This window comes from Sphingomonas sp. Root241 (assembly GCF_001428865.1).
Classification (GTDB): Bacteria; Pseudomonadota; Alphaproteobacteria; order Sphingomonadales; family Sphingomonadaceae; genus Sphingomonas.
Window position 1 is genome coordinate 847,949 of record NZ_LMIV01000001.1, and the last position, 12,047, is coordinate 859,995.

Here is a 12,047-nt window from a genome sequence, read left to right on the forward strand (position 1 = left end):
GCAAAGCTGGGGCAACGTTGCCTAGCAGGCGGGCCAGGGGCAGCAAAGCCGCCGTCCCCGGCTTGCAATGTAGGATTTGACCTGCTTGGCTCGCCGGGCTCTTTGAACCGCTGATCCGTTTCCGTGCAGGTGCGTCGCCTTGGCACGCGTTCCCTCGACCGCGGGCCCAGCACGTCGCGATCCCGGTGCGTACCCATCGCCTCGCCGCCGCGTGAGTGGTGCGCGGAAGGCGCGTAGCTGCCGCGCCGGGCGAAAAACCCGCAAACGTATCAACCGTGTCAACCAACCCTGTGTCAAGCGCGCGGCCCGGCTGCGCAAACATAAGGGGTGACAAAGCGCGATCCCGCCGCTATGCGCGCCGCTTCCTTTCAATCAGCGCGACAAAAGCGAAAGCGAGTGCACGACCATGAAACTCAACGATCTCCGCGACAATGAAGGTTCGCGCAAGGGCCGGATGCGCGTCGGACGCGGCATCGGCTCGGGCAAGGGCAAGACCGCCGGCCGTGGCCAGAAGGGCCAGAAGAGCCGCGAAGGCGTCTCGATCAACGGCTTCGAGGGCGGCCAGATGCCGCTCCACATGCGGATCCCGAAGCGCGGCTTCAACAACATCTTCGCCAAGGACTATGCCGAAGTGAACCTCGGCGCGATCCAGAAGGCAGTGGATGCAGGCAAGCTGACCGCGACCGACATCACCCAGGCCGAGCTCAACGCGGCGGGCCTGACCCGCGGCGGCAAGGACGGCGTCCGCCTCCTCGCCAAGGGCGAGTTCTCGGCCAAGCTCAACTTCACGGTTGCGGGCGTGTCGAAGTCGGCGCGCGAAGCGGTCGAGAAGGCCGGCGGTTCGGTGACGGTCCCCGAGATCGTCCCGGCAGCCGACAAGCACAAGGCCAAGCACCGTTCGGTGCAGAAGGTCATTGCCGCCAAGAAGGCTGGCAAGCAGGGCTGATTTCTCGAGGGGCGGGGAAACCTGCCCTTCGTTCGTGCTGAGCTTGTCGAAGCACGACGAGCGCAGGCCGAACGGGCTTGGGGGCAGGCGCCGCATTGCCCTCGGGACCGAAGGACTTATATGAGCGGCGGGGGCGGTCGAACGCTTTCCCGCCGCTTTTGTTTCCAGGACGAATTCGCACATGGCATCCGCAGCCGATCAACTCGCCTCCAGCATCAATCTGTCGAAGTTCAGCAAGGCGACGGAGCTCAAGAAGCGCCTGTGGTTCACGCTCGGCGCGCTGATCGTCTTCCGCCTGCTCAGCTATGTGCCGATTCCCGGCATCGATCCGACTCAGCTCGGCCTACTGACCAACAATTTGCAGGGCGGCGTCCTCGATTTCTTCAACAGCTTCACCGGCGGCGCGCTCAACCGCGCATCGGTCGTCGCGCTCGGCGTGATGCCCTACATCACGGCCTCGATCGTCGTGCAGCTCGCGACGTCGCTGTCGCCGACGCTCGCCGCGATCAAGAAGGAAGGCGAGAGCGGCCGCAAGCGCCTCAACCAATATACCCGCTACGGCACCGTCGGCCTTACCGCGGTCCAGGGCTATTTCATCGCCAGCGGGCTGCAGGTCGGCGTGCAGGGCGTCTCGCCCGTGATCGAGCCGGGCCCGCTGTTCGTGATCGGCGCGGTCATCTCGCTGGTCGGCGGCACGCTGTTCCTGATGTGGCTGGGTGAGCAGATCACCAGCCGCGGCGTCGGCAACGGCATTTCGCTGATCATCATGGCGGGCATCGTCGCGCGCCTGCCGACCACGCTCGTCCAGCTGTTCGAGAGCGGCCGCACCGGCACGATCGATCCGCTGCGTCTCATTTCGATCATGGTCGCGGTGGCCGGAATCGTGCTGCTGATCTGCTTCATGGAGCGCGCCCAGCGCCGCATCCTGATCCAGTATCCCAAACGCCAGACCGCGCGCGGCGTGCAGGCCGAGCGCAGCCATTTGCCGCTCAAGCTCAACACCGCCGGCGTGATCCCGCCGATCTTCGCCTCGTCGCTGCTGCTGCTGCCGCTGACGATCACCCAGTTCGCCGGCACCGCGGCTACGGGCGATAGCTGGTGGGGCGATTTCGTGAGCAACCTCAACATCTATCTGCGCCACGGCTCGCCGCTCTACATGGCGCTCTATGGCGCCGGCATCATCTTCTTCTCGTTCTTCTACACCGCCGTGGTGTTCAATCCCGAGGAGACCGCGGACAATCTGAAGCGCTATGGCGGGTTCATCCCCGGCATCCGCCCGGGCAAGAATACCGAGGTTTATTTCGATTATGTGCTGACGCGCATCACCGTGATCGGCGCGGCGTATCTGACCTTCATCTGCCTCGCGCCCGAATTCGCGATGTCGGCGCTCGGCGCGACGTTCCTGATGGGCGGCACTAGCCTTCTGATCGTGGTCAACGTAACGATGGACACGGTTACGCAGATCCAGTCGCATTTGCTGGCGCACCAGTATGGCGATCTGATCAAGAAGGCGAAGCTGAAGGGCCGCATGCGCTGAACGCGCAGCTTGGGACGGGGATAACCGAGTGAATATCATCCTGTTGGGCCCTCCGGGTGCAGGCAAGGGCACCCAGGCGAGCCGTCTCGAGGCGGAGCGCGGCATGGTCCAGCTCTCGACGGGCGACATGCTGCGCGCCGCGGTCAAGGCCGGCACGCCGACCGGCCTCAAGGCCAAGGCCGTGATGGAAGCGGGCGAGCTCGTCTCCGACGAGATCGTCTCGGGCATCATCGGCGAGCGGCTCGACATGGCCGATACCGAAAAGGGCGCGATCTTCGACGGCTATCCGCGCACCGCGGCGCAGGCCGAAGCGCTCGACGGCCTGCTCGCCGAGCGCGGTCGCAAGCTCGATTTCGTGATCGAGCTGCAGGTCGACGAGGATGCGCTGGTCGAGCGCATCACCGGCCGCTTCACCTGCGCCCAGTGCGGCGAAGGCTATCACGACCGCTTCAAGCTGCCCAAGGTCGAAGGCACCTGTGATGTCTGCGGCAATCACGAGTTCAAGCGCCGCCCCGACGACAATGCCGAGACGGTACGCACCCGCATGGCCGAATATCGCGCCAAGACCGCGCCGATCCTGCCCATCTACGAAGCCCGCGGGCTCGTCCGGCGGGTCGATGGCATGGCCGATATGGATCAGGTCGGCGCCCAGATCGCCGCGATTCTCGACGGCGAGGCCTGAACGCCCTAGCCTCCCGGCAAACGGGAGGGTTCGGATGCGCCTGTCATTGCTCGCACTGCCGCTGTTTCTGGCGACCCCGGCTCCGGCCGAAATCGTCCGGGCATCGGACACCAATTTCGCCACACGGCACAAGCTGACGATCGCCGCGCCGCCCGCCAAGGTCTGGGAGACGCTGATCCAGCCGGCGCGCTGGTGGGATGGCGCCCATACCTATAGCGGAAGTGCCGCCAACCTCACCCTCGACGCCCGTCCCGGTGGCTGCTGGTGCGAGAAGACCGCGAGCGGCGGCGTTGAGCATATGCGGGTCGTCTATCTCGCTGCGAACGACACGCTGCGCCTGACCGGTGGGCTGGGCCCGCTCCAGGCGATGCCGGTGATTGCGGTGCTGACGGTCACGCTCAAGCCCTCGGGCGCCGGTACCGAGCTCACTGCGAGCTATGCCGTGGCCGGCCCCGGGCTCGCCGGCATCGCGGCGCCGGTCGACGGCGTGCTCGGCGGCCAATGGACGCGGCTCAAGGCCGCGGCCGAGCGTTGAGGACGGCATGAGCAAGGTTCGCGACATCGTCCCCGCGGCACCTGACGAGGCGGCGCAAGGACCGCTGGCCAAGCCCCAACGTGCCGCCGCCCGGTTGCAGATCGGCGAGCGTTCCTCTGCAGTGGCCGAGGTCGAGGTGACGCCAGCGGGCCTGCTCGCGCTCGGCGGCATGGTCGGCGCGGTCCTGCTTGGCGTCGCGATCGTGGTGCGCGCCGCGAGACGCTAATTTCGCGCATGACAAAATCTTCATGCCCGCGTCACTGCGGCGTGAGGTGGCTCCGGTTAGGAAGAGGGCAGGGCCGGCAGCGCGCCGGTTCCTTCTTCCCGAGGAGGATTTCGATGAAGCTTTCCCGCACCCTGCTCCCGGTCGCAGCGCTCGCGATGATCGCCGCTCCGACGATCGCGAGCGCCGCCACCGTTTCGATCGGCAAGCATCACAAGGCCGAGAAGGCCGCCAAGCCCACGAAGACCGTGAAGACCAAGACGGTCAAGGCGAAGAACGCCAAGTAACGCCAAACCCGGTGCTCTGCCCTGCATCGGCGTTTACGGCCGGCGGAAGATCCCCCTCTTTCCGCCGGCCGTTCCGCGTCCTAAGCGAGGGATCGCAGATGACACGCAAGATCCTCATCGTCGAAGACGACGCCGCCTCGGCCGGCTATGTGGCCAAGGGGCTGCAGGAGGCCGGCTTCGCAGTCGAGGTCTGCGGCGACGGCCGCGACGGGCTGTTCCTCGCGTCGGAGGGCATCTTCGATCTGGTGGTCGCCGATCGCATGCTGCCGGGGCTCGACGGGCTCGCGATGCTCAACGCGCTCCGCGCCGCCAACATCCGCACGCCCGTGCTGATCCTCTCGGCGCTGGGTACGGTCGACGATCGCGTGAAGGGCCTCCACGCCGGCGCCGACGATTATCTCACCAAGCCCTTCGCCTTCGCCGAGCTGCTCGCCCGTGTCGAGGCTTTGCTCCGCCGCGGAGACGGAGCGGGGGCCGAACCCCAGACCACCCGGCTGACAGTCGGCGATCTCGAGATCGACTTGCTCGCCCGCAGCGTCTCCCGGCAGGGGCGCGCCCTTCCGATCGGCGGGCGCGAATTCAACCTGCTCGAATTCCTCGCACGCCATGCGGGCCAAGTTGTCACCCGCACGATGATGCTCGAGAAGATCTGGAACTATCATTTCGATCCGGGCTCCAACGTCGTCGATGTCCATATCGGCCGCCTGCGCCGCAAGCTCGAAGAAGGCTTCGACGCGCCGATCCTCCACACCGTGCGCGGCGCGGGCTATCGCCTGTCGCTCGACAGCTGATGCGGATCTCGATCACCGCGCGGCTCGCATTGCTCGCGGTTCTACTGTCCCTGATCACCAGCCTCGCGCTTGCCGGGCTGATCTGGCAGCAGACGCATGACGACGCGATCGAGGCGCTGCGCCGCGACACTGCGCAGCAGGCCGACGCCTTCGCCGCGGTGTACCGCTCGGGCGGCGTAGCGGCGTTGACCGAAGCCATCACCGACGCGCAGGCCGACGATGATTCACTCGTCGCGCTGGTCGTGGATCGCGGCGGTGTCCGTCGCCTCGGCGTCGGGCCCGATCGGCTCGCCTTCGCGCCCGCCGCCGAGAGCTTCCGCATCGCGATGCTCGGCACGAGCGGCGATTGGGCGGGGCAGGAGGCGGGAATCGCGATCCGACCGCTCGGGCGTGACTGGCTGGTCACCGGCCGCATGCTCGACGATTGGGAGCGCGCCCAGCGCACGATCGAGCGCGCATTGCTGCTCGCGGTTTTGCTCTCGCTCGTGCTCGGTGTCTGCGGCGGGCTCGTCCTCACCCGCTACGTCACGCGTCGGCTGAATCGAATCGCCGGCGCGGTCGATGCGGTGGCGGCGGGCGATCTCACGCGCCGGGTCGGCACCGAAGGGGGCGGGGGCGACGCCTTCGACCGGCTGTCGCTCCGCATCGACGGCATGCTTGACCGGATCGACCGGCTGATGGCCGAATTGCGCATCGTCACCGATTCGATCGCGCACGATCTGCGCTCGCCGATCGCCCGGCTGCGCGCGCGGGCCGAAGCGGCGGCGACGGCCGATCACCCGCAGCAGCGCGAGGTGGCGCTCGCCGGATTGATCGCCGAGACCGATCTGGTGATGCGGATGCTCGCCGTGCTGCTCGAGATCAGCCGTTCGGAGGCCGTCACCCGCGACGCGCTCGTCGCGCTCGATCCGGTCGAATTGATCGAGGAGATCGCCGATCTCTACGCGCCTGTGGTCGAAGAGGCGGGGATGCGCTTCGATGTTGAACTGCCGCCGGGGCCGGTCGCGCCCGTTCCGATGCACCGCGAGTTGCTTTCGCAAGCGCTTGCCAATCTGATCGACAATGCGCTCCGCCACGGCGCGGCGGGTGGTGCCATCGCGCTGTCGCTCACGACTACGACGGAAGAGCTCCGCCTCACCGCCGCCGATCGCGGCCCTGGCATCGCCGCGGCGGACCGGGCGCAGGCACTGAGCCGATTCGGTCGACTCGACCGCGCGCGCAGCCTGCCCGGTGCCGGGCTCGGCCTCGCGCTGGTCGAATCCGTCGCCCGGCTGCACGGCGGCCGACTCGAACTGGGGGACAATGATCCCGGGCTGATCGCCACGATCGTGGTGCCTGTCTAAAGCTCTCCGTTGCAGGGAGGAGAATGGCGTCAGGTCATCCCGCTTGGCGCGCGCGCAACGTTCGTGTATGCATCCGGTTCCGCGATACCAGCCCGCGGCGCTTGACAGCGCCTCTGCGGCTGCATATGTCGCGCATCTTCCGAAAACCGGTTGCTCGGCTGCGCTTCTCTGCGCTCGCCTTGCCACTGCATTTTCGGATCAACGCTACGAGATGGGGTGCGAAGCTGCCATGCGGCATCCCGTGGAGCTGGGAGAAAAAATCATGGCTCGTATTGCGGGTGTCAACATCCCGACCAACAAGCGCGTTCTGATCGCGCTGCAGTATATCCACGGCATCGGCGCGACCAAGGCCAAGGAAATCACCGAGAAGCTGGGCATCACGCCCGATCGTCGCGTGCAGGACCTGACCGACCAGGAAGTGCTCCAGATCCGCGAGGCGATCGACGCCGGCTACACCGTCGAGGGTGATCTTCGTCGCCAGGTGGCGATGAACATCAAGCGCCTGATGGACCTGGCCTGCTATCGCGGCCTCCGCCATCGCAAGGGCCTCCCCGTCCGTGGCCAGCGCACGCACACCAATGCGCGCACCCGCAAGGGCAAGGCCAAGCCCATCGCCGGCAAGAAGAAGTAAGGGAGCGCTGACCAATGGCACGTGAACCGCAGCGCATTCGCCGTCGCGAGCGCAAGAACATCACCGCCGGCGTCGCCCATGTGAACGCCAGCTTCAACAACACGATGATCACCATCACCGATGCCCAGGGCAACGCCATTTCGTGGTCGTCCGCCGGCATGATGGGCTTCAAGGGCTCGCGCAAGTCGACCCCGTACGCAGCCCAGGTCGCCGCCGAGGACGCGGGCCGCAAGGCCGCCGAGCACGGCGTTCGCACCCTCGAGGTGGAAGTGAAGGGTCCGGGTTCGGGCCGCGAGAGCGCGCTTCGTGCGCTCCAGGCGGTCGGGTTCCAGATCACGTCGATCCGCGACGTGACGTCGATCCCGCACAACGGCGTCCGTCCGTCGAAGCGTCGTCGCGTCTGATTCGCCATCCTGTCCGGTTCACGGGCCCCGAGGGCGGGGTCCGGACCGGGCAGCAGTTACCCGGCAGGATGGCCCCGTCCTGCCCAAATATGAGGAAAGCCCGTGTCGGTGAACCCTAAGAACTGGCAGGAACTCAAGAAGCCCAACGGCCTCGAAAAGAAGCCCGGCGGCGATCCCAAGCGCAAGTCGACCTTCGTGGCCGAACCGCTCGAGCGCGGCTTCGGCCTCACGCTCGGCAATGCGCTGCGTCGCGTTCTGCTCTCGTCGCTCCAGGGCGCCGCGGTCACGTCGATCAAGATCGAGAACGTGCTCCACGAATTCTCGAGCCTCGCCGGCGTCCGCGAGGACGTGACGGACATCGTGCTCAACGTGAAGCAGATCGCGATCCGCATGCAGGGCGAAGGCCCGAAGCGGCTCCAGCTCTCGGCCACCGGCCCGGCGGAAGTCAAGGCTGGCGACATCGCGGTCTCGGGCGACATCGAAGTGATGAACCCCGATCTCGTGATCTGCCACCTCGACGACGGCGCGACGCTCAACATGGAGCTCACCGCCGACACCGGAAAGGGATACGTCCCCGCCCAGTCGAACCGCCCGGCGGACGCCCCGATCGGCCTGATCCCGGTCGATGCCCTGTACAGCCCGGTCCGCCAGGTCAGCTACAAGGTCGAGAACACCCGCGTCGGCCAGGAGCTCGATTACGACAAGCTCACGCTGACGATCGAGACCGACGGCACGATCACCCCGGAAGACGGCCTCGCCTATGCGGCGCGCATCCTCCAGGACCAGCTCGCGCTCTTCGTCCACTTCGACGATTCGGCGGTCACCCGCTCGGCACCGATCGGCATGGCCGCTCCGGCCGCATCCGAGGGCGGCGTCGCTTCGGGCGATACCGCGCAGATCAACCGTTACCTTCTCAAGAAGGTCGACGAGCTCGAACTGTCGGTGCGTTCGGCGAATTGCCTCAAGAACGACAACATCATCTATATCGGCGACCTGGTCCAGAAGACCGAAGCCGAGATGCTGCGCACCCCGAACTTCGGCCGCAAGTCCTTGAACGAGATCAAGGAAGTGCTGTCGAGCATGGGCCTGCGCCTCGGCATGGAAATCCCGGGCTGGCCGCCTGAGAACATCGAAGAGATGGCCAAGAAGCTCGAGCAGGAGATCATGGGCTAACGCCCACGATCGCTGCGTAAGGTACAAGGAAGGGCCGTCCCGAGAGGGGCGGCCTTTTTTTTCTGTTCACGGTGGTGGCGGCTTCGCGCCCAATTACGGCCGCCAAAACGCAAGTTCCGTGATCCCAAAAGCGGACGTTCGTTCAGCCAAAGGCGGCGCTATACGCTATTGGTGGTTGGGACCGCTGATTGCGCCCCTATAACATCCAGAACGGCTTCCACTCCGTCTTCTGGCTCGGCCGCTCGGAATAGTTAGTGTGCTGCTCGCTAAGGTCGTCGAGCGGTTGATCGTTGACGTGGGAGAAAGCTGCTTCCATCGCCGCATCCCTGCCCGCCGTCCAATCGGCGAACCGGAGCGGGACCAATATGTCGGGCATGGTCCAGATCCGCTTGTCCAAGGGGTCGGAATCGAACCATGGCAGGGTCGACACGTATGCGCTGAACCCGTCGCCCTGAAACGGCCTGGCATCGCCCTCGTGATTGGGGGCGCCCCCGGAGGGTTCGCCCACGAACAGAGCCCAGGTCTCCCGCTCGATCCTCGATGCCAGGTTCTGGGCGGCCGAGAAGGTGTGAGGTCCGATCAGCACATAGAGCCCGCCGGGGCGGTTGAAGCGGGACCGTTCGAGATGCTTCCTCAGGCCTTCGCCCATGCGGTTGTCGCCGCCGTCGTTGCGGCGCAGGTCGAGTACGACCCGTTCGATCGCGGGGGCCTCCATAGCCGCAAGGGCTTCTCGCACGAAGGCCAGGATCGAGTCCTTGCTGGCGAACAGGCGGTCGAACGCCACGACCAGAACACGACCTTCTGCGTGGACGAAGTTGGACGCGAGCCCCGGCCGCCAAGTCTCGACCGGGAACGGCTTTCGGGGAAGCGGGACTAGCCCCTCGCGCCCGTCCGCGCGCGGGATCAGCACGGCCTTGACGAGCGAGCCGCCTACCTCAGCCTCGATCGTGACCGGCGCCGAGACGCCGGCGGGCGGGGCCAATCGCGCGCCGCGCAGGACCGCGGGTCTCAGGATCAAATCCGCGTCATGATGGGCTCGCGTCGGGTTGTTGCCGGGCCACATCGCCGCGAACGATCTCAGGACCTTCTCAATGGCGACCCCATCCACACGCTTGATCCGTGCACCAAGCAGAGGCGCGCCTTCTCCCTTGGCCGCGGTGACGTAGAGTCCGTCGAAGAAGGGGTTGGTGGCAATCGGAAGGGTGAGGTCGAAGCCGGGCGCCTTGATCATTCCCGCTGGTCCCACACGCCCATCCACGTACATTGTCGTGTGGCCGTCATGGAACCAAGCCAACCGCGCCAGGAGGCCCATGAGATAGGCCTCGGGGGTCATGGCGTCCGCCTCAGCGACGAGGCGATCCCAGCCGGATCGCCAAGCCGGGTCTGTGGCGGCTATCCAGCCACGCGGGTGGGTCGCCTCGGCGTACCTGCGCAGGCGAGCGGCCTCCAAGCCACGGGGTTTGGAGACGGCTGCCGTCGCCGTCGCCGGCGCTGCCAAGCCTCCCGACAACAGGATGGAAAACTCGCGTCGCGTAGGGGCATATGATCGATTCATGTCCGAATATCCCTTGGTTACTTGCTTACACGGACGAACCTTCACCTTAATGCCGCGATGAATCATGCCACGGCCCGCTCGGGCGCGTCGGGCACGACGGGTCGCGCAGGGTCAGGCTGTTGCGGAATTACGGGCGGGAAACCGGAGCGGAGACGCAGGCCTCAGGAATCGGAATCGGCGTTCACGCGCAAGCGGGTCAACTCGTCGGGCGCGGCGACGATGATCCCGAGCAGCTTCTGCACGAAGCCGACGGTGACGCCGACCGCCCGCAAGCCCTGATAGTCGTTGATCGGGCAGTGAGTCACAAATCTCAGCAACGGTGCGCGACTCTTGGTGATAGAGCAGATCGACGATCTGGCGTTCACGGGGCGGCAGTTGTGGAAGCATGGGGCACCTCTTGCACTACATTTGTAGCGCACTGCAAATGTAGTGCAATGTCAAAAGTGCATGCCGGACCGAAATTCCCACCCGCAGGGCGTCGCTTCTTTGCCAAGCCGATCGCCGCTCACCTGCTTCGTTTGGGACGCCTGCTCTGAGGTCTTGCTGTCCTGGAAGCTGCCTGTCTTCTTCCGGCCCAACGCCTGAGATGGCGCTCGGGCTGAACGAACGGCCGCTTTTGAGAAATGGCAAATCACTCCTCAACATCTGCAAATGGTCGAAAGCGACCGTTCGCCGGACCCCGGCTGCGAACGGCTGCTGTTGCGGGTCCGCCGCCCGAAAGCAGACGGTCGGCTAGCGGCCCACAAGCAGTCATGCCAATATTAGGCTGTATGGACATTCACATCCTCCCCCTTACGGGCGAGGATTGAAACCCTCGCTCGGCCGAACGTCGATTTGACCCAGCGCCGGCCGTTGCTTTCCGGGCCGGCATAGCCAACAAATGCGCGATGCCAGACTTCAGCGACTATATCGTCTTCGCCGATGAGAGCGGCGATCATGGACTGGTCTCGATCGATCCACAGTTCCCGGTCTTCGCGCTCGTCTTCTGCGTGTTCGAGAAGAAGGCTTATGCCAACGAGATCGAGCCGGCATTTCGTCGGCTGAAGTTCAAATATTTCGGACATGACGCAGCGGTTCTACACGAGCGGGAGATCCGCAAGCAGGAGCCTCCCTTCGCCTTCCTGCGGCAGGATGCGGCGCTTCGCGAGGCCTTCATGGCCGACGTGAACGTGATCATGACCGATGCTCGGTTCCATGCCTATTGCGCCGTTATCGACAAGCTCAAGCACAAGGCGCGCTATGCTGATCCTTGGAACCCGTATGAGATCGCCATGCAGTTCTGCATGGAGAAGCTGAGCAATCGGCTGGTTGTCGACCGACAGCGCGGGCGCCTGACGCATGTGCTGTTCGAAGGGCGAGGGCGCGAGGAGGACCGGCAGCTGGAATTGGAGTTTCGGCGGGTTGCCGCCAATGGCAAGCAGTGGGGATGGCGCGCAGTGGATTTCACTCGAACGCCGCTCGAGCCGGTATTCGTTCCAAAGGCTGCCAATTTGGCAGGGCATCAGCTCAGCGATCTAATTGCGCGCCCGCTAGCGTTGCGCGCGATCAAGCCGGATCAACCGAACCGGGCGTTCGACATCGTCGCTAACCGCATCTGGGACTTCAAGGTCTTCCCCTGAAGCGAATAAACGAAAGGGCCCCGGTTAGCCCGAAGCCCTGACGTCGACCGGGAAAGCCCAATCCTTGAGATCAATATAGAGAAGGGCGCGCAGGCGTGCAAGTTGCGCCTCAGCCGGCGGCGGCGCACCCTAGAAGCACTAAGTGGGCTAACCGATATGGTACCAGACGCCTTGACATCGCAACGCTAACCCGACGCAAACCCAAAAACCTGCCGCTCTGCGCCTCGATCGCGCGGGCGGCATTTTGGTTTGTGTCGGTTGCGCCGTCTCATGCTCCCCGTTTCTTTTGCCCTATAATGGTTGGTGATCGGAGCCCGTTTG

The 12,047-nt window shown here is 65.4% G+C and carries 14 protein-coding genes; 12 read left to right on the forward strand and 2 right to left on the reverse strand.

The genetic code is table 11. The features are described from left to right. Nucleotides 1–406: 406 nt before the first annotated feature. The 11 genes from rplO to ASE13_RS04080 all read left to right on the forward strand — a co-directional run bounded on the left by rplO (nt 407) and on the right by ASE13_RS04080 (nt 8,552). Entirely contained in the window at nt 407–946 is a 540-nt protein-coding gene (gene rplO, locus ASE13_RS04035) for a 50S ribosomal protein L15 (RefSeq protein ID WP_056611750.1), read from the forward strand. Nucleotides 947–1,127: 181 nt separating this feature from the next. Continuing rightward, on the forward strand, nt 1,128–2,483 hold the full coding sequence (gene secY / locus ASE13_RS04040) for a preprotein translocase subunit SecY (protein ID WP_056611753.1): 1,356 nt from the start codon (nt 1,128–1,130) through the stop codon (nt 2,481–2,483). A 28-nt stretch (nt 2,484–2,511) separates the two neighbouring features. Next, a complete protein-coding gene (locus ASE13_RS04045; protein WP_056611756.1) occupies nt 2,512–3,165 on the forward strand; it encodes an adenylate kinase in 654 nt (217 codons plus the stop codon). Between the two features lie 34 nt (nt 3,166–3,199). Further along, the gene (locus ASE13_RS04050; protein ID WP_056611760.1) at nt 3,200–3,700 is read left to right on the forward strand and encodes an SRPBCC family protein; all 501 of its coding nucleotides are present in this window, start codon (nt 3,200–3,202) and stop codon (nt 3,698–3,700) included. A 7-nt stretch (nt 3,701–3,707) separates the two neighbouring features. Continuing rightward, nucleotides 3,708–3,926 carry a hypothetical protein gene (locus ASE13_RS04055; protein ID WP_056611763.1) on the forward strand — a complete coding sequence of 73 codons (219 nt, stop codon included), beginning with the start codon at nt 3,708–3,710 and terminating at the stop codon, nt 3,924–3,926. Nucleotides 3,927–4,039: 113 nt separating this feature from the next. Further along, complete coding sequence (locus tag ASE13_RS19720) at nt 4,040–4,210, forward strand: hypothetical protein (RefSeq protein ID WP_156404728.1); 171 nt, start codon at nt 4,040–4,042, stop codon at nt 4,208–4,210. 98 nt (nt 4,211–4,308) lie between these two features. Continuing rightward, complete coding sequence (locus ASE13_RS04060) at nt 4,309–5,001, forward strand: response regulator transcription factor (protein ID WP_056611766.1); 693 nt, start codon at nt 4,309–4,311, stop codon at nt 4,999–5,001. Then, a complete protein-coding gene (locus ASE13_RS04065; RefSeq protein ID WP_056611769.1) occupies nt 5,001–6,344 on the forward strand; it encodes a sensor histidine kinase in 1,344 nt (447 codons plus the stop codon). The genes ASE13_RS04060 and ASE13_RS04065 overlap by 1 nt, the downstream gene beginning before the upstream one ends. A gap of 262 nt (nt 6,345–6,606) precedes the next feature. Next, on the forward strand, nt 6,607–6,975 hold the full coding sequence (gene rpsM / locus ASE13_RS04070) for a 30S ribosomal protein S13 (protein WP_056614669.1): 369 nt from the start codon (nt 6,607–6,609) through the stop codon (nt 6,973–6,975). A gap of 14 nt (nt 6,976–6,989) precedes the next feature. Continuing rightward, nucleotides 6,990–7,379, forward strand: coding sequence for a 30S ribosomal protein S11 (rpsK, locus tag ASE13_RS04075; RefSeq protein ID WP_025495450.1), 390 nt, complete (start codon nt 6,990–6,992; stop codon nt 7,377–7,379). Nucleotides 7,380–7,481: 102 nt separating this feature from the next. Next, nucleotides 7,482–8,552 carry a DNA-directed RNA polymerase subunit alpha gene (locus ASE13_RS04080; RefSeq protein ID WP_056611771.1) on the forward strand — a complete coding sequence of 357 codons (1,071 nt, stop codon included), beginning with the start codon at nt 7,482–7,484 and terminating at the stop codon, nt 8,550–8,552. Between the two features lie 196 nt (nt 8,553–8,748). On the opposite strand, the gene ASE13_RS04085 is transcribed toward ASE13_RS04080, so the two are convergent. Then, complete coding sequence (locus ASE13_RS04085) at nt 8,749–9,885, reverse strand: S41 family peptidase (RefSeq protein ID WP_156404729.1); 1,137 nt, start codon at nt 9,883–9,885, stop codon at nt 8,749–8,751. 383 nt (nt 9,886–10,268) lie between these two features. Continuing rightward, complete coding sequence (locus tag ASE13_RS19725) at nt 10,269–10,412, reverse strand: hypothetical protein (RefSeq protein ID WP_156404730.1); 144 nt, start codon at nt 10,410–10,412, stop codon at nt 10,269–10,271. Nucleotides 10,413–10,994: 582 nt separating this feature from the next. Between ASE13_RS19725 and ASE13_RS04090 the strand changes: the two genes are divergently transcribed. Next, entirely contained in the window at nt 10,995–11,726 is a 732-nt protein-coding gene (locus tag ASE13_RS04090) for a DUF3800 domain-containing protein (RefSeq protein WP_056611777.1), read from the forward strand. Nucleotides 11,727–12,047: the final 321 nt, after the last annotated feature.

Excerpts from the sequence above, each read along its gene's own strand:
- rplO (WP_056611750.1), top strand. The coding sequence starts at position 407 with ATGAAACTCAACGATCTCCGCGACAATGAAGGTTCGCGCAAGGGCCGG.
- secY (WP_056611753.1), top strand. The coding sequence starts at position 1,128 with ATGGCATCCGCAGCCGATCAACTCGCCTCCAGCATCAATCTGTCGAAG.
- ASE13_RS04050 (WP_056611760.1), top strand. The coding sequence starts at position 3,200 with ATGCGCCTGTCATTGCTCGCACTGCCGCTGTTTCTGGCGACCCCGGCT.
- ASE13_RS04055 (WP_056611763.1), top strand. The coding sequence starts at position 3,708 with ATGAGCAAGGTTCGCGACATCGTCCCCGCGGCACCTGACGAGGCGGCG.
- ASE13_RS19720 (WP_156404728.1), top strand. The coding sequence starts at position 4,040 with ATGAAGCTTTCCCGCACCCTGCTCCCGGTCGCAGCGCTCGCGATGATC.
- ASE13_RS04060 (WP_056611766.1), top strand. The coding sequence starts at position 4,309 with ATGACACGCAAGATCCTCATCGTCGAAGACGACGCCGCCTCGGCCGGC.
- ASE13_RS04065 (WP_056611769.1), top strand. The coding sequence starts at position 5,001 with ATGCGGATCTCGATCACCGCGCGGCTCGCATTGCTCGCGGTTCTACTG.
- rpsM (WP_056614669.1), top strand. The coding sequence starts at position 6,607 with ATGGCTCGTATTGCGGGTGTCAACATCCCGACCAACAAGCGCGTTCTG.
- rpsK (WP_025495450.1), top strand. The coding sequence starts at position 6,990 with ATGGCACGTGAACCGCAGCGCATTCGCCGTCGCGAGCGCAAGAACATC.
- ASE13_RS04085 (WP_156404729.1), bottom strand. The coding sequence starts at position 9,885 with ATGACCCCCGAGGCCTATCTCATGGGCCTCCTGGCGCGGTTGGCTTGG.
- ASE13_RS04090 (WP_056611777.1), top strand. The coding sequence starts at position 10,995 with ATGCCAGACTTCAGCGACTATATCGTCTTCGCCGATGAGAGCGGCGAT.